Origin of the sequence: uncultured Jannaschia sp. (assembly GCF_947494055.1) — a bacterium.
Classification (GTDB): domain Bacteria; phylum Pseudomonadota; class Alphaproteobacteria; order Rhodobacterales; family Rhodobacteraceae; genus Jannaschia.
Genome location: NZ_CANLTR010000005.1, coordinates 187,868 through 203,351, shown reverse-complemented (window position 1 = coordinate 203,351; position 15,484 = coordinate 187,868). Strand labels below are relative to the sequence as shown.

Here is a 15,484-nt window from a genome sequence, read left to right as displayed (position 1 = left end):
ATCCGATGCTCAAGACCGAAACCCGCTACGCGATCGACCCCTCCACCGCGAAGACGCTCGATACCGAAGGGCTGCGCGCGCATTTCCACGTGGGCGATCTCTTCGCGGAGGGCGAGGTCCGGCTGGTCTACAGCCATTACGACCGCCTCATCCTCGGCAGCGCGGTGCCCGCCGGCGGCACGCTCACGCTCGACAAGGTCGCCGAGACCGGCACCGACAGCATCCTCGACCGGCGCGAGATGGGCGTCCTCAACATCGGCGAGACCGGCACGGTGTCGGTCGGCGGTGAGGCGCATTCGGTCGGAAGCGGCGAGATCCTGTATATCGGCATGGGCTCCGGCGCGATTGAGTTCTCCGGCGCCGGCCGCTTCTACATCCTCTCCGCGCCCGCGCACCGCGCCTGCCCGACCCGCCTCGTCACGGTGCAGCAGGCCCGGCGCGTCGAGCTCGGCTCCCGCGAAACGGCGAACGAGCGGGTCATCATCCAGTTCCTGCATCCCGAGGTGATCGACACCTGCCAGCTCGTCATGGGCTACACGCAGTTCCAGCCGGGCAGCCTGTGGAACACGATGCCCGCCCACCTGCACGACCGGCGGATGGAGGCGTATCTCTACTTCGACGTCGGCGCGGACCAGCGCGTGTTCCACTTCATGGGCAAGCCCGAGGAGACGCGCCACATCGTCATGGCGAACGAGGAAGCGGTGATCTCGCCGCCCTGGTCGATCCATTGTGGCGCCGGCACAGGGGCCTACACGTTCTGCTGGGCGATGGCGGGCGACAACGTCGATTTCACCGACATGGACATGGTGGACATGGGAGCGTTGCGTTGAGCCCCTTCTCGCTCGACGGCCAGACGGCGCTGGTGACCGGCGCCAATACCGGGATCGGCCAGGCGATCGCCGTGGCGATGGGTCAGGCCGGTGCCCACGTCATCTGCGCCGGACGCTCTTCCTGCACTGAAACGGTCGGCATGATCGAGGGCGCCGAGGAGATGGCGCTCGACTTCGCCGATCCGATGGCGGCGCGGGACGTGTTCGCCGACCGGCAGGTCGACATCCTCGTCAACAACGCGGGCATTATCCGCCGCGAGGACAGCGCCGACTTCACCGAATCCGACTGGGACGACGTGATGGACGTCAACCTGAAGGCCGTCTTCTTCACCTGCCAGGCCTTCGCGAAGGCCGCCCTGCCCCGCGGCGCGGGCCGGATCGTCAACATCGCCTCGCTCCTGTCCTTCCAAGGCGGCATCCGCGTGCCCTCCTACACCGCGTCGAAGCACGGCGTCGCCGGGCTGACGAAAATCCTCGCCAACGAATGGGCGGCGAAGGGAATCGGCGTGAACGCCATCGCGCCGGGCTACATCGCGACGAACAACACGCAGGCCCTGCGCGACGACCCCGAGCGCAGCCAGGCGATCCTCGACCGCATCCCGGCCGGCCGCTGGGGCGAACCCGAGGACATCGCGCAGACCGCCGTGTTCCTCGCCTCTCCCGCCGCACGCTACATCCACGGCGCGCTGCTCAACGTCGATGGAGGCTGGCTTGCCCGATAGCGTGACCCCTTCCGGCGATCCGCGGCCCGAGGTCGGCATCGTCCATCTGGGCCTCGGCGCTTTCGCCCGTGCTTTCATCATGCCCTGGCTGGCGGAGGCCGGGGGCGATTGGGGCGTGATTGGCGTGAGCCTGCGCAGCCCCGACGTCCGCGACGCGCTCGCGCCGCAGGGCTGCGTCTACCACGCGGTCGAGATGACGCCGGACGGCCCCGAACCGCGGCCGATCGAGCAGGTCCGGGACGTGCTTGTCGCGCCCGAGGACCCGGAGGCCGTGCTCGCCGCGATGACGGACCCGGCCGTGCGGATCGTCTCGCTCACCGTGACGGAGAAGGGCTATTGCCACGATCCGGCAACCGGCAAGCTGAACTCGGACCACCCTGATATCGCGCACGACATCGTCAACGCCATCCCCCGCAGCGCGCCGGGCTACCTCGTCCGCGCGCTCGAGCGCCGGCGGAAGACGGGGACGCGCCCCTTCACCGTGCTCTCCTGCGACAACCTCCCGCACAATGGCGCGCTGACCCGATCTGTCCTGATCGACCTTGCCCATCGGATCGACCCGGAACTGGCCCGATGGATCGAGGCGGAGGTCGCCTGCCCCGCCACGATGGTCGATCGGATCGTGCCCGCCACGACCGAGGACGACATCGCCGAGGTGGCGCGCCTGACCGGGACCCACGACGCCGCGCCCGTCCTGCACGAGCCGTTCCGGCAATGGGTGATCGAGGACGCGTTTCCCGCAGGACGCCCCGCACTCGACCGCGTCGGCGTGCAGATGGTCGGCGACGTGGCGCCCTTCGAGGCAATGAAGCTGCGGATGCTGAACGGTAGCCACTCCTCGATCGCCTATCTGGGCTACCTCGCCGGACACGAACACGTCTCCGAGGCCGTGGCAGACCCGGCCATCGCGGACTTCGTGCGGACCTTCTGGTCGCAGGTGATCCCGACGCTCGAGACGCCGGAGGGCGAGGACCTTTCCGCCTATGCCGACGCCCTGATGGAGCGGTTCGCCAACCCCGCAATCCGGCACCGAACCTGGCAGATCGCGATGGACGGCAGCCAGAAGCTGCCGCAACGTCTACTCGGCACGCTGCGCGACGCGCTCGATGCGGGCAGGAAGACCGACGCGCTCCTCCTCCCCTTGGCCGCGTGGATCCGCTACGTCTCCGGCACCGACGAGGCCGGCGCGCCGATCGACGTGCGCGATCCGCTGGCCGACCGCCTGCGCGAGGCGGCGAACGCGGACGACCCGGTGGGATCGGTCCTCGCCATCCGGGACGTGTTCGACGCGGATATGGCAGCGCGGATCGCGGACCCGCTGCGCGAGGTTCATGCCGCCCTCGTCCGCGACGGCGCACGGGCAAGCGCCGCGGCCCGATCCGACTAGTCGGAGGCGGTATGCCGACACGCAAACACGGCACGGGCCGCGCGTCGACGGATGTTTGAGGACGGCGCCCATATGGTCCGGCTCGATGAGCTTGGCGCGCGCCGGACGAGCGCGGACATCGTCTTCGAGGAGCTTTACCGGGAGATCGTCGCGCTCGACCTCCTGCCCGGCACGAAGATGTCCGAGGTCGAGGTCGCCCGCCGGTTCGGGGTCTCGCGCCAGCCCGTCCGCGACGCGTTCAGCCGGCTCGGCAACCTGGGCTACCTGACGGTCCGGCCGCAGAAGGCCACGGAGGTGCGGAAGTTCTCGACCCATGCCATCGTCGCCGCCCGCTTCGTCCGCCTCGCGCTTGAACTCGAGGTCGTCCGCCGTTGTCACTTGCGCTGGACCCCGGAAAAGTCGGCGCGCTTCGACGCCAACCTCCGGGCGCAGGCGGATGCGGTCGCCAACGACGACCGTTCGGCCTTCCTGGCACACGACCTCGGGTTCCACCTTCTGCTCTGCGACCTAGCCGACGCGGGACATGCCGTCGATGCCATCACGGTGAACAAGGCGCAGGTCGATCGCCTCTGCCGTCTGAGCCTCGAGCCGAAGGCGGGGATGGCCGAATTGTTGACCGATCACCGCCGCCTCCTGCACGCGCTCGGAGCCGAAGATCCGGAGGAGGCCGTGCTGGCGATGCGCGACCATCTCGGCCGCCTCGACCGGACGGTCGACCACGCCCGCACGCGTTACGCGTCCTATTTTGAGGACTGACCGGTCCACGCCGCAGCGGTCGTCTCCCGGATCGAGCGCAGCGGATGATGCAGGATCGGCGTCCAGGCATTGACCCCCCGCCCGGGCGCGTAGCCCCAGGCCGCCGCCCGCGCCGCCTGAGCGTCATGCATCGTGGGCGCATCCGGATAGTCGCGATTGCCGTTGCGGATCGCCTCGTCCGGCAGCAGTCCGGTGCCGTCGCGGTCGAGGAACGCAGCGAGGGCCGTCAGCGCCGCATCCGGCCGGGCCACCACGTCCTCGTAGCGAAGTACCAGCACGGCGTGCAGCCGGGCGATGTCTTCCCGAACGATGTCGTGGGTATCCAGCCAATGGTCGATGCGCGCGGGCGCCGGATCGTCCACCCATTTCGCCGTGGCCGCCGCGACCGCTTCGGGATGCCGGATCACGACGACGAACTGCGACAGCGGGAAAAGCTGCTGCAGCAGGCGCATCCGCGTCAGGTTCACCGGCGACTTCTCGACCCGCCATGCCGCGCCGTTCGGGAACCATGGGTCCCAATCCGCGGCCAGCCGCTCGCGCGTCTCCAGCCGGTTGAGCGGATGCGCCTCCGTCAAATGCTGCGCCGGATCGGTCGCGAAGCGCATCGGCGCGCCGGCCAGCGCGTCGTGCGGGATCGCGCCCTGCAGGTAGACGCCCTCGTTCTCGGGCACCGGCGCCCCGACGATTCCGGCGGCGCCCGGAACGCGCGCGGCCATCCGTGCGACGAGGCTCGTGCCCGAACGGTGCAGCCCGCCGACGAAGAGATACCGTGTCAAAAGCACCGCAACCTCGCAGCTAACAATTATCAACCGGGCGCTTCGCCACCTTCGCATTACGGTGGGAATCGACACCGCCCCAGCAGTCGAACCGGACCGCCAGATCGCCGCAGGAACCGGCACCGCGACGGGAGGGTTATTCCTTCGGCTTAGGGGATGTGTCCATGTATATTCTGCATATCGCGCTCGGAGGATGTCTGACGTTTCCGGCTGTCCGGTACGGCGTGACGGAAGATACCGGCGGCCATATCGCCTATATACTCGGCGCGGTGACCGCTCAGGCGAAGCGCACGGATGTCGATCGGGTCGATATCGTCACGCGGGCGTTCGACGATCCGGATCTCGGTTCCGACCACATGCATCTGGTTCAGACCATCGGCCCGAAATCACGGATCCTGCGCCTCGCGACCAGCGACCGGCGCTACCTCGCCAAGGAAGCGCTCGCGGCGGAACGCCCGGCGCTCGAGCGCGCCTTCGCGGACCTGATCGGACGAATGGGCCGCAAGCCCGACGTGATCCACGCGCATTTCTCCGACGCCGTGATGACGGTCCGCCGCGCAGCCGCGCGGCACGATATTCCGGTCGTCTACACACCCCATTCGCTCGGCATCGACAAGCAGGCTTGCCTGAAGGGTCCGGGATGCGCCGTTCTGGCCCGCCGCATCGACGAGGAACGGGAAGCGCTCGCCACCGCGCGCGCGATCGTCGTCTCCTCGCGCGACGAGGCCGAGCGGCAGGTGGAGGCCTACGACGCCGACGTTGCCGCCGCCGTGCATCGCGTCGCGCCCGGCGTGAACCTGCCTGCCGCGCCGTCGGGGACCGTGGCCGCCTCGGCGCTTGTCGATCCGTACCTGACCGATCCCGAACGTCCGATGATCCTCGCGGTCGCCCGGCCCGTCATCCGCAAGAACCTCCTCGGTCTCCTGCGGGCCTATGCCGAGCATCCGACGCTCCGGGACCGTGCGAACCTCGTCATCCTCGCCGGACAGCGCGGCGGCGGCATCGTCCAGAACGAGGAGAGCCGCAGGGTGACCGACGCGCTCCTGCGCGAAGCCGCCCGGCCGGACCTGGCAGGGCGCGTGGCGCTTCCGCCGCGGCATGCACCGAAGGCCGTGCCGCAACTCTACCGGCTTGCTGCGGCGCGCGGCGGCGTCTTCGTGAACCCCGCGCTGCACGAGCCGTTCGGCCTGACGCTTCTCGAGGCGGCGCGGTTCGGGCTGCCGGTCGTGGCGACGCGCGAGGGCGGGCCGGCGGACATCCTCGAGACGATCGGGCACGGAACGCTCGTCGATCCGACCGACGCGTCGGCCATCGGCGCGGCGATCGACGCGCTGATCTCCGACCGCACCGAATGGCAGAGGGCCGCCTCCGCCGCCCGCCGCAACATGCAGGCCTTCGACTGGAACCGCTGGGCGGACCGGGTGCAGCGCGTCTATTCGGAGTTCCAACGGCCGCGGCGGAGCTTCGCCCAACCGCGCCATCTTCTCGCCAGCGACATCGACGGCACCCTGACGGGCAGCGCGGCGAGCGCCCGTCGCTTCGGGTCATGGGTCGCGAAGAACCGGCACATTCCTTTCGCCGTGGCCACCGGACGATCCATCGTCGAGGCACGCAACGTCCTGCACGCCTGGTCCCTGCCGGAGCCGGACATCTTCATCACCGCCGTCGGGACCGAGCTGCACGTGCGCGAGGCCGATGGACGTTTCCACCTCTGCCACGACTACGCGTCACGCCTGCACGAAGACTGGGACCGCGACGCCGCGTGGCGGGTCCTGACGTCCTCGTCCCTCGAGCTTCAGCCCAGCATCGAGCAGCGGCGCTGGAAGCTTGCCTGCTACGGATCCCAGCGGGAAGCAGAGCTTCTGCGGGAACGCTATCGCCGAAGCGGCGTGGCGGTCCGGATCGTCGCCTCGCACGGAAACCTCATCGACATCCTCGCGCCGAACGGGGGCAAGGCGGCGGCCGTCGCCGCGGCGGCGCGTCGGTTCGGCCTGAACCTGACCGATTGCATCACGGCGGGCGACAGCGGCAACGATTCCGACATGCTCGTCGCCTCGGGGCTCGGCATTCTGGTCGCGAACGCCCGTCCGGAAATGGCCACGCTGCATGGCGGTCGAATCTATCGGGCCGAGGCGTCGCATGCGGCGGGCATTCTCGAAGGCCTCGCGCATCTCGGCCTCGTCCGGGAAGAGCCGAAACGGCGGTCTCAGGGCGTCCCTGCGTGACGGCGCATTTCGATCTTCGCAACGTCCGGTCGGCGCCGATCGGCTACTTCGTGCACCATCAGGGCCGCGGCCATGCCGAGCGCTGTGCCGCGCTGGTTCAGGCGCTGCCGCAGAGCCGGCCGGTGACGATCTTCTGTGCCCGGGACGACATCTTTCCTGCCCTGCCGCCGAACGCCCGGGTCGAACGCATCCCGTCGCTCTTCGAGCCGACGGGGGAGGAACACCACGCCGACTGGGTTGCGACGCCCGAGACGCTGCATTGCGCGCCCCTGGGCTGGCCGGGTATCCGCACCGCGATGGGGCGGATCGCCGGGTGGTTCGCCGAGGCGGACCCTGCGCTCATGATCTGCGACGTGTCCGCCGAGGTGGCACAGCTCGCGCGGATCTGCTCCGTCCCGCATGTGAAGGTGCTGCAGCACGGTCTGCGCGACGATCCCGGCCATCGCGCGGCCTATGACGGCGCCGCGGGGCTTCTGGTTCCCTGCGACGCGCGGCTGGCACAGCCGGACTGGACGCCGGCGATGCGCGCGAAATCCTGCTTTGCCGGGGGGCTCGGCGTGACGATGGCGCAGCCCGATCGCGAGACGGCCCGTGCGCGCCTCGGCGTGCCGAAGGATGCGCGGTTGATCGTCGTGCAGTCCGGCGGCGGCGGCAGCGGCTTCGCCTCCGCACCGATCGCGGTGGGCGCGCGCGCCGTACCGGATGCGACGTGGATCACCATCGGCACCGTCGCACGGGACTGGCACGCGACGGAGCCTGCGAACCTGCGCCACGACGGATGGGTGGAGAACGCCGCGGACTATCTGGCCGCGGCGGATCTGGTCGTCGCCTCGACCGGGAACACGACTTGCCATCAGATCCTTGCCGCCGGCCGGCCCTGGCTCGCCGTGCCGGAATGGCGCTACTTCGACGAACAGGTCGAGAAGGCTCGCGCGCTCGATGCCGCAGGCGTAGCGACCTGGCGGCCGCACATGCCGTCTTCGGCGCAAGCCTGGCGCCATGCGCTGGATATCGCCACGGCCACGCACGACCCGGTGCGGCAAGGCTCGATGCTGCGCCCGGATGCCGCCCGCCACGCCGCGACCTGGATCGAGAGCCTGTGCGCCCGGCTGCGCGAAGGCACCCCCCATGCCGTCACGATACACGGAGACTGAAATGACCGAGATATCCGTCCTGACCCTCGCGCGCGGCCGGGCCGTCCACCTGCGCAACATGATCGTCGGCCTGACCCGGCAGACGGTCGCGCCTTGCGAACTCGTCATCGCGGTGATGCAGGACGAACTCTACGACGATCTGCCCGTGACCCCGTTCCCGATCCGCCAGATCCGCATCACTGGCGACGAGTTGCCGCTCGCACGCGCGCGCAACGCCGTCGCGGCGGCGGCCTGCGGGGACGTGTTCGTCTTCCTCGATGTCGATTGCATCCCCGCGCCGGAACTGCTGGCCGACTATGCGGCGCAGACCCGCGCGGGCGAAGGGCTTACGATGGGCGAGGTTCTCTATCTGCCGGCGGGCGCGAACGATCCCGGATGGTCCACCGAAGCGTTCGACGCCGTCGCAGTGCGGCATTGCGACCGGCAGGGACCGCCCGAGGCGGCCCGCAAGCGCTGCGACGATTATCGTTGCTTCTGGTCGCTAACCTTCGCGATGCACCGCGACGACTGGGCGCGATCCGGCGGCTTCGACGAGCGGTTCTCGGGCTACGGCGGCGAGGACACGGATTTCGGCCGCACGCTGGCCGAACGCGACATTCCGATATGGTGGGTCCGCGGCGCGCGCGCCTACCACCAGTACCACCCGCATTGCATGCCACCGATCCATCACGTCCCATCGATCATCCGCAACGCGGAGCTGTTCGCCACGAAATGGGGCCACCGCACGATGGAGCACTGGCTCCACGCGTTCCGCATGATGGGCCTGATCACCGACACGCCGGAGGGCCTGCGCATGCTGCGCGAGCCGTCGCAGGCGGATTTCGCGCTCTGCCAGCAGACCGCCGAGATGCCCTACGCGGCGACCGGTCGGGTCGTCCGATTGCTGGAGGACCGGGCCCGGCTCGCCGCGGGCCTGCCACCGGAAACCGCCTCCATGCGGGAGCGGCATTCCCGCATGACCCAAGCACAGGATGGTCTGCTCACCCCGCCATCAAGCGTCGCCGCCGAATGATGCGGATCGCGGTCGTCGCACATGTGCGCCACCCGATCGCGCCGCCCTTCATGGGCGGGATGGAAGCCCATTCCTGGCATCTCGCCGATGCACTGGCCCGGCGCGGCCACGAGGTCACGCTCTTCGCGAGCGGCGACAGCGCCGCCGGCGCGCCGGCGGGCGTGGCCGTACACCCCGTTCTCGAAGAGCATTACGATCGCCGCTTCCCGTGGCACGATTTCCACGGGACCGACATCCTGAACGATCATGTCGATGCCGGTTTCGCCCGCGCCGCCGCCGCGCTTCGCGATGGCGGGTTTGACGTGATCCACAACAATTCGCTGCACCGCTTTCCGCCGCGACTAGCCCGCGCCGAACAGCTGCCGATGGTCACCTCGCTGCACATCCCGCCCTTCGCTGTCCTGCGCCGGGCGGTGCACGACAGCGCCGCTCCCTGGTCGCGCTTCACCGTGACCTCCGAATTGCAGCGCGGACGCTGGTGGCCCGAGGGCGCGCCGGAAGAGGCGAGCGTCCTCCACAACGGCATCGACCTTGCTCAATGGCCCTTCGTGCCCGAAGGCGACGGCTCGGCGATCTGGATCGGACGGATCACGCCGAACAAGGGAACCCATCTCGCGGTGCAGGCCGCGCGCATCGCCGGGGTGCCGCTGACGATCTATGGCGCGATCGAGCATCTGGACTATTTTCAGGACGAGGTGGCGCCATGGCTCGGTCCCGAGATCCGCTACGGTGGACATCTCTCCGGCCGGGATTTGGCGGCAACGCTGGGCGCGGCTTCCGTGCTCCTCTTCACGCCGCTCTGGGACGAGCCGTTCGGGCTGGCGGCGATCGAGGCGATGGCCTGCGGTCTGCCGGTCGCCGCGATCGAGATGGGCGCGGTGCGCGAGGTGATCGGCCCGGCCGGGGCCTACGCCCCCCGTGACGACGCGCCGGCGCTTGCCCGGGCGGTGCAGGACGCGCTGACCATCCCGCGCGGCGTCGGACGGAACCGGGTCGAACGGCTCTTCACGCTGGAACGGATGATCGACGGCTGCGAACGAAGGTACGAAACTGTACGAAAGGGTCTTTCAGCGCATCGTCCGGCAAAACGCTTTACGACAAGGGAATTGTCGGTCGACACTTACCAAGCGATAGGTAGCTGCGACATTTCGCCGCAATTGGCGGTGGAGCCCGACATGTCAGGTTCGCCGTCATGGCATCACACCCCGACCCCGTCTCGCCCATTCACCCCCGACCCGGCACGAACACGCATTCCGGAATCCCTCTGAACGAACGCCTCGAACGGATCGGCATGTGCCATCAGATCAGCCGGGACCAGTGGGACCGTCTGGTCATGCAGTGCAGCGGGTTGCGGGATGTGCCGTGCAAGGCCCTGATCGCCGGCCGAAACGAGCCGTTGACCGAAAGTCTCCTGCTTCTCGACGGCATGATCGGGCGGCATGTTGCCTCCGACGGCGAAGGAGTCACGCAACTCGTCGGCTTGCAGGTGCCCGGCGACTTCGTCGACCTGCACGGCTTTCCGATCGGTGTCCTGGATCATGAGGTCCGAGCGGTCAGCGACGTGAGGATGGCGGTCTTTCCGCACGCGGCACTGTCCGAGCTGGTCCGGACCGAGCCGGACATGATGATCGCGCTCTGGGGCATGACGATCATCGACGCGGCAATCCATCGCTACTGGTCGTTCCGGATCGGTGCCCTGCGCGGCATGTCCCGGGTCGCGAACTTCCTCGCTGAGATGGACGTCCGCCTGCGGCAGGCGAATACGGTCGTGCGATCGACCTTCGACCTGCCGCTGACGCAGGCGCAGATCGGGGCGGCCTGCGGGATGACCTCCGTTCACGTCAACCGTGTGCTGCGCGACCTGCGCGAGGCCGACTGTTGCGTGATCCGCAACCGGCGGGTCACGATCCGGGACCGCGACGCGTTGCAGCGGATCGGCCATTTCGACCCGACCTTCTTGCAACTCGAACACGTCTGAAGCGCGAATGCGGGGAAAGGCTTGGCAGGGACGCTTCGGCATCACATCGTGCCGGAGGCCCCAGACGGAATACGCATGAAAGATCGTTCCTACTTCACCCGGCTCGGCGGGCACCCGCCGCAGACGGACTTGCTTACCGACCGCGCGGTCTTCACCGAGGCCTATGCGGTTATCCCGCGCGGCACGATGCGCGACATCACGACAAGCGCGCTGCCGTTCTGGGAGGACACGCGGCTCTGGGTGATCGCGCGGCCGCTCTCGGGCTTCGCCGAGACGTTCAGCCACTACGTGATGGAGGTCGCCCCCGGCGGCGGCAGCGACCGGCCCGAACCGGATCCGGGGGCGGAAGGCACGCTCTTCGTCGTGGGCGGCACGCTTGCGCTCAGGATCGGCGGCGCGTCGCATGCACTCGGTGCGGGCGGCTACGCCTACCTGCCGCCTGGCTGCGACTGGACCCTGCGCGCCACCGGCGACGGACCGGCACGGTTCCACTGGATCCGGAAGGCTTACGAGGCGGTCGAGGGTCTGCCGCAGCCCGATCCCGTCGTCACCAGCGACGGCGAGGTCGCGCCCACCCCGATGCCGGGCACCGACGGCCGCTGGGCCACGACGCGCTTCGTCGATCCGGCCGACCTGCGCCACGACATGCACGTCACCATCGTCACGTTGCAGCCCGGCGCGGTGATCCCGTTTCTCGAGACGCATGTGATGGAGCACGGGCTTTACGTCCTCGAGGGCAAGGCAGTCTACCGGCTCAACGCCGACTGGGTCGAGGTGGAGGCCGGCGACTACATGTGGCTCCGCGCCTTCTGCCCGCAGGCCTGCTACGCGGGCGGGCCGGGGCCGTTCCGATACCTGCTCTACAAGGACGTCAACCGGCACATGGCCCTTCCACGGCGCGGCTGAGGCCGGTTGCGTGCGCCGCCCGCCCGTGACACGTTTCGCCATGTCGCCCGAGACGCTTCCCTCCTGGCCCGATGCGGCCGCCGACCTCATCGCCATCGCCGCCGGCCGCGCGCCGGCCGAGACGGTGATCCGCGGCGGGCGCGTGGTGCTTGTCCAGACCCGCGAGGTGCTGGACTGGGAAATCGCCATCGCATACGGCCGCTTCGCCTATGTCGGCCCGGATGCGAGCCATTGCATCGGCCCGGAAACGGAGGTGATCGACGCCGCCGGACGCTACGTGATTCCGGGCCTCTGCGACGCGCACATGCATGTCGAGAGCGGGATGCTGACGCCGGCGGAGTTCTGCGCCGCCGTCCTGCCGCACGGCACGACCGCGATGTTCACCGATCCGCACGAGATCGCCAACGTGCTGGGCCTCGAAGGCGTGCGGATGATGCACGACGAGGCGCGGATGCAGCCCTGCTCGATGTTCGTTCAGATGCCCTCCTGCGCCCCTTCCGCCCCCGGCCTCGAGACGACGGGGCACGAGATCACGCCCGAGGACGTGGCCGAGGCGATGGGCTGGCCCGGTATCGTGGGACTGGGCGAGATGATGAATTTCCCCGGCGTCGTCGCGGGCGACCCGAAGATGCTGGCCGAAATGGCGGCGACCGCGCGGGCCGGGCACACGATTGGCGGCCACTACGCCTCCCCTGACCTTGGCTCCGACTTCCACGCCTATGCAGCGGGCGGGCCGGCCGACGATCATGAGGGGACCTGCGAGGCCGATGCCGTTGCCCGCGTCCGGCAGGGGATGCGGTCGATGATGCGGCTGGGCAGCGCCTGGCACGATGTCGAGCGCCAGATCACCGCCGTGACGGAACGGGGCCTCGACCCGCGCGGCTTCATCCTCTGTACCGACGATTGCATGGCCGGCACGCTGGTCCACGACGGTCACATGGATCGCGTCTATCGACACGCCGTCGAATGCGGCTGTGACCCGCTGGTGGCGCTGCAGATGTGCACGATCAACACCGCGACGCATTTCGGGATGGAACGGGAACTGGGCTCGATCGCGCCGGGCCGCCGGGCCGACCTGATCCTGACTCCGGACCTGCGCAGTCTGCCGGTCGAGCGGGTCATCGCTCTGGGGCAAACGGTGGCGCGGGACGGCGAGATGATCGTCGATTGCCCGCATTACGCCTGGCCGGAGAGGGCGCGGAACACGGTCCGTCTCGGCAGGACGCTCTCCGCAAGCGATTTCGTGATTCCGGCGCCGGAAGGTGTGGAAGAAGTGCGCGTCCGGGTCATCGGTGTGGTCGAGAACCAGGCACCGACCCGGGCGCTGAGCCGCAGGCTTCCGGTCCGCGACGGGCGGGTCGAGGCGACGGGCGCGACCTGTCAGATCGCGCTGGTCGAGCGGCACCGCGGCACCGGTGGCGTGACGAACGCCTTCGTCGAGGGATTCGGCTATACAGGGCGCGTGGCGATGGCCTCGACCGTCGCCCATGACAGCCACCACATGATCGTCGTCGGTACCTGCCGCGAACAGATGGCGCTGGCTGCAAATCGTCTGGCCGAGGTGGGTGGCGGCGTGACGCTCTGGGCGGAGGGCACGGAGCGCGCGCTGGTGCGGCTGCCCATCGCCGGCCTCATGTCCGACAGCCCGGCGCGGCAGGTGGCGGACGCGGCACAGGCGCTCGGCGCGGCCATGCGCGACGCGGGCTGCACGCTCAACAACGCCTACATGCAGCATTCACTGCTGGCCCTCGTCGTGATCCCGGACCTCCGGATCAGCGATCTGGGCCTCGTGGACGTCACCCAATTCGCCCTGACCGACCTGATCGAGACCGCATGACCCGCAAGACCGCGATCCGCACGCCCGACCTGTCGGAACCCCGGCGCTTCACCGACGGCGCCGAAGCCGTGGCCGAACTGCGCCGGCTTTATCAGGAGGCGACGGACTTCCTGCGCCGGGCCTTCCGGGAGGCGGTGACCGACGGGTTGCCGGATTGTCGCTACCGCGCCTTCTATCCCGAGGTGCGCATCACCACGACGAGCTTCGCACGCACCGATAGCCGCCTGTCATTCGGTCACGTCGCCGAGCCGGGACAGTACGCGGCGACGATCACCCGGCCGGACCTGTTCGCGAACTACCTGACGCAGCAGCTCGACCTGTTGATGCGCTCGCACGACGTGCCGGTCACGGTCGGACCGTCGCGGACGGCGATCCCGATCCATTTCGCGGTGCTGGGCGACGCCGACGTGACCGTGCCGCAGGACGGCGTCCTGCCGTTCCTGATGCGCGACGTGTTCGACGTGCCCGATCTCAACACCACGAACGACGCCATCGTGAACGGCGTAGGCTTCACCTACGAGGACGGGGCGCGGCCGCTCGCCCCCTTTACCGCCCAACGTGTCGATTACTCGCTGGCCCGGCTGGCGCATTACACCGCGACCGACCCGTCCGATTTCCAGAACCATGTCCTGTTCACGAACTACCAGTTCTACGTCGAGGAATTCGTGGCCTATGCCCGTGCCGCCCTGCGCGACCCGGATTCGGGCTACCGCGAGCTGATCGGCCCTCTGGGCCAGCGGGTGACGCCGGACGATCCCGACGCACCGATGGTCGATCCGCCGAAGATGCCGCAGATGCCGACCTACCACCTGACGCGCGACGACAGCCAGGGGATCACGCTCGTCAATATCGGCGTCGGCCCCTCCAACGCCAAGACGGCCACCGACCACATCGCCGTCCTGCGCCCGCATGTCTGGCTGATGGTGGGGCATTGCGCGGGGCTGCGGAACTCGCAATCGCTCGGCGATTTCGTCCTGGCCCACGCCTATTTGCGGGAGGACCATGTCCTCGACGACGATCTGCCGATCTGGGTGCCGATCCCGGCGCTGGCCGAGGTGCAGGTCGCGCTGGAGGAGGCGGTGGAATCCGTCACCGCGCTCGAGGGCTACGAACTGAAGCGCATCATGCGCACGGGCACGGTGGCCACGATCGACAACCGCAACTGGGAGCTGCGCGAGCAGGCCGGCCCGGTGCAGCGCCTCTCCCAGTCGCGCGCCGTCGCCCTCGACATGGAAAGCGCTACGATCGCGGCCAACGGGTTCCGCTTCCGGGTGCCCTACGGCACGCTTCTCTGCGTCAGCGACAAGCCGCTCCACGGCGAACTGAAGCTTCCTGGCATGGCCTCGTCCTTCTACCGCACTCAGGTGAGCCGGCATCTTCTGATCGGAATCAAGGCGATGGAATCGCTTCGGGAAATGCCTCTGGAACGCCTGCACAGCCGGAAGTTGCGCAGTTTCGAGGAAACAGCCTTCCTTTAGGGCAATTTCTTGGCGATTCCGCCGAAACCGGCATGCTAATTCTTGTGAGGGCCTGATTTCCCGGTCTAAGGTTTCCAGCAAATCACCAGCCCCCGGGGAGAAGAACCACATGGCCAACAAACCGATGACGAAGACGCAACTCGTCGCCGCGCTCGCCGACAAGATGGAATCCGACAAGAAGACCGCTTCGAATGCGCTGGATGCGCTGACCGGGATCATCACCGACGAGGTCTCCAACGGTGGCGCCGTTACGCTTCCCGGCGTGGGCAAGATCATGTGCCGTGAACGTCCCGAGCGGATGGTTCGCAACCCGGCCACCGGCGAGCAGTTCAAGAAGGATGCCGACAAGGTCGTGAAAATGACCATTGCGAAGGCGCTCAAGGAATCCGTGAACGGCTAAGCCGCCCGCCACCGATCGATCCA

14 protein-coding genes are annotated in these 15,484 nt (G+C 68.7%); 13 read left to right on the top strand and 1 reads right to left on the bottom strand.

All coding sequences use genetic code 11. The annotated features are described in order from the left end of the window. Positions 1-5 precede the first annotated feature (5 nt). From kduI to Q1A87_RS07410, 4 genes are all read left to right on the top strand, one after another. The gene (kduI, locus tag Q1A87_RS07425; RefSeq protein WP_299649072.1) at positions 6-830 is read left to right on the top strand and encodes a 5-dehydro-4-deoxy-D-glucuronate isomerase; all 825 of its coding nucleotides are present in this window, start codon (positions 6-8) and stop codon (positions 828-830) included. Further along, complete coding sequence (gene kduD, locus Q1A87_RS07420; protein WP_299649069.1) at positions 827-1,552, top strand: 2-dehydro-3-deoxy-D-gluconate 5-dehydrogenase KduD; 726 nt, start codon at positions 827-829, stop codon at positions 1,550-1,552. Before kduI ends, kduD begins: the two co-directional genes overlap by 4 nt. Next, the gene (locus tag Q1A87_RS07415) at positions 1,530-2,939 is read left to right on the top strand and encodes a mannitol dehydrogenase family protein (protein WP_299649066.1); all 1,410 of its coding nucleotides are present in this window, start codon (positions 1,530-1,532) and stop codon (positions 2,937-2,939) included. The genes kduD and Q1A87_RS07415 overlap by 23 nt, the downstream gene beginning before the upstream one ends. Before the next feature lie 72 nt (positions 2,940-3,011). Next, on the top strand, positions 3,012-3,695 hold the full coding sequence (locus Q1A87_RS07410; RefSeq protein ID WP_299649063.1) for a GntR family transcriptional regulator: 684 nt from the start codon (positions 3,012-3,014) through the stop codon (positions 3,693-3,695). On the opposite strand, the gene Q1A87_RS07405 is transcribed toward Q1A87_RS07410, so the two are convergent. After that, complete coding sequence (locus Q1A87_RS07405; RefSeq protein WP_299649060.1) at positions 3,680-4,477, bottom strand: sulfotransferase; 798 nt, start codon at positions 4,475-4,477, stop codon at positions 3,680-3,682. The two genes, Q1A87_RS07410 and Q1A87_RS07405, sit on opposite strands and share 16 nt — an antisense overlap. 158 nt (positions 4,478-4,635) lie before the next feature. Between Q1A87_RS07405 and Q1A87_RS07400 the strand changes: the two genes are divergently transcribed. From Q1A87_RS07400 to Q1A87_RS07360, 9 genes are all read left to right on the top strand, one after another. Then, entirely contained in the window at positions 4,636-6,696 is a 2,061-nt protein-coding gene (locus Q1A87_RS07400; RefSeq protein WP_299649057.1) for an HAD-IIB family hydrolase, read from the top strand. Then, positions 6,693-7,850 (top strand): glycosyltransferase, encoded by a 1,158-nt coding sequence (locus tag Q1A87_RS07395; RefSeq protein WP_299649054.1) that lies wholly within the window; start codon positions 6,693-6,695, stop codon positions 7,848-7,850. Before Q1A87_RS07400 ends, Q1A87_RS07395 begins: the two co-directional genes overlap by 4 nt. 1 nt (position 7,851) lies before the next feature. After that, positions 7,852-8,862 carry a galactosyltransferase-related protein gene (locus Q1A87_RS07390; RefSeq protein ID WP_299649051.1) on the top strand — a complete coding sequence of 337 codons (1,011 nt, stop codon included), beginning with the start codon at positions 7,852-7,854 and terminating at the stop codon, positions 8,860-8,862. Continuing rightward, positions 8,859-10,130 carry a glycosyltransferase gene (locus Q1A87_RS07385; protein WP_299649048.1) on the top strand — a complete coding sequence of 424 codons (1,272 nt, stop codon included), beginning with the start codon at positions 8,859-8,861 and terminating at the stop codon, positions 10,128-10,130. The genes Q1A87_RS07390 and Q1A87_RS07385 overlap by 4 nt, the downstream gene beginning before the upstream one ends. 23 nt (positions 10,131-10,153) lie before the next feature. Then, positions 10,154-10,840, top strand: a complete 687-nt coding sequence (locus Q1A87_RS07380) for a Crp/Fnr family transcriptional regulator (RefSeq protein ID WP_299649044.1) — start codon at positions 10,154-10,156, stop codon at positions 10,838-10,840. Between the two features lie 75 nt (positions 10,841-10,915). Continuing rightward, complete coding sequence (locus tag Q1A87_RS07375) at positions 10,916-11,746, top strand: bifunctional allantoicase/(S)-ureidoglycine aminohydrolase (RefSeq protein WP_299649041.1); 831 nt, start codon at positions 10,916-10,918, stop codon at positions 11,744-11,746. A 40-nt stretch (positions 11,747-11,786) separates the two neighbouring features. Further along, on the top strand, positions 11,787-13,583 hold the full coding sequence (locus tag Q1A87_RS07370) for an adenine deaminase (RefSeq protein ID WP_299649254.1): 1,797 nt from the start codon (positions 11,787-11,789) through the stop codon (positions 13,581-13,583). Further along, positions 13,580-15,061 carry an AMP nucleosidase gene (locus tag Q1A87_RS07365; protein ID WP_299649037.1) on the top strand — a complete coding sequence of 494 codons (1,482 nt, stop codon included), beginning with the start codon at positions 13,580-13,582 and terminating at the stop codon, positions 15,059-15,061. Before Q1A87_RS07370 ends, Q1A87_RS07365 begins: the two co-directional genes overlap by 4 nt. A 109-nt stretch (positions 15,062-15,170) precedes the next feature. Then, positions 15,171-15,461, top strand: coding sequence for an HU family DNA-binding protein (locus tag Q1A87_RS07360; RefSeq protein WP_299649034.1), 291 nt, complete (start codon positions 15,171-15,173; stop codon positions 15,459-15,461). The last annotated feature ends 23 nt before the right edge of the window (positions 15,462-15,484 follow it).

What these genes read in the sequence shown, in the direction of transcription:
- kduI (WP_299649072.1), top strand. Translation starts at nt 6, where the DNA reads ATGCTCAAGACCGAAACCCGCTACGCGATCGACCCCTCCACCGCGAAG.
- Q1A87_RS07415 (WP_299649066.1), top strand. Translation starts at nt 1,530, where the DNA reads ATGGAGGCTGGCTTGCCCGATAGCGTGACCCCTTCCGGCGATCCGCGG.
- Q1A87_RS07410 (WP_299649063.1), top strand. Translation starts at nt 3,012, where the DNA reads ATGGTCCGGCTCGATGAGCTTGGCGCGCGCCGGACGAGCGCGGACATC.
- Q1A87_RS07400 (WP_299649057.1), top strand. Translation starts at nt 4,636, where the DNA reads ATGTATATTCTGCATATCGCGCTCGGAGGATGTCTGACGTTTCCGGCT.
- Q1A87_RS07390 (WP_299649051.1), top strand. Translation starts at nt 7,852, where the DNA reads ATGACCGAGATATCCGTCCTGACCCTCGCGCGCGGCCGGGCCGTCCAC.
- Q1A87_RS07385 (WP_299649048.1), top strand. Translation starts at nt 8,859, where the DNA reads ATGATGCGGATCGCGGTCGTCGCACATGTGCGCCACCCGATCGCGCCG.
- Q1A87_RS07380 (WP_299649044.1), top strand. Translation starts at nt 10,154, where the DNA reads ATGTGCCATCAGATCAGCCGGGACCAGTGGGACCGTCTGGTCATGCAG.
- Q1A87_RS07375 (WP_299649041.1), top strand. Translation starts at nt 10,916, where the DNA reads ATGAAAGATCGTTCCTACTTCACCCGGCTCGGCGGGCACCCGCCGCAG.
- Q1A87_RS07370 (WP_299649254.1), top strand. Translation starts at nt 11,787, where the DNA reads ATGTCGCCCGAGACGCTTCCCTCCTGGCCCGATGCGGCCGCCGACCTC.
- Q1A87_RS07365 (WP_299649037.1), top strand. Translation starts at nt 13,580, where the DNA reads ATGACCCGCAAGACCGCGATCCGCACGCCCGACCTGTCGGAACCCCGG.
- Q1A87_RS07360 (WP_299649034.1), top strand. Translation starts at nt 15,171, where the DNA reads ATGGCCAACAAACCGATGACGAAGACGCAACTCGTCGCCGCGCTCGCC.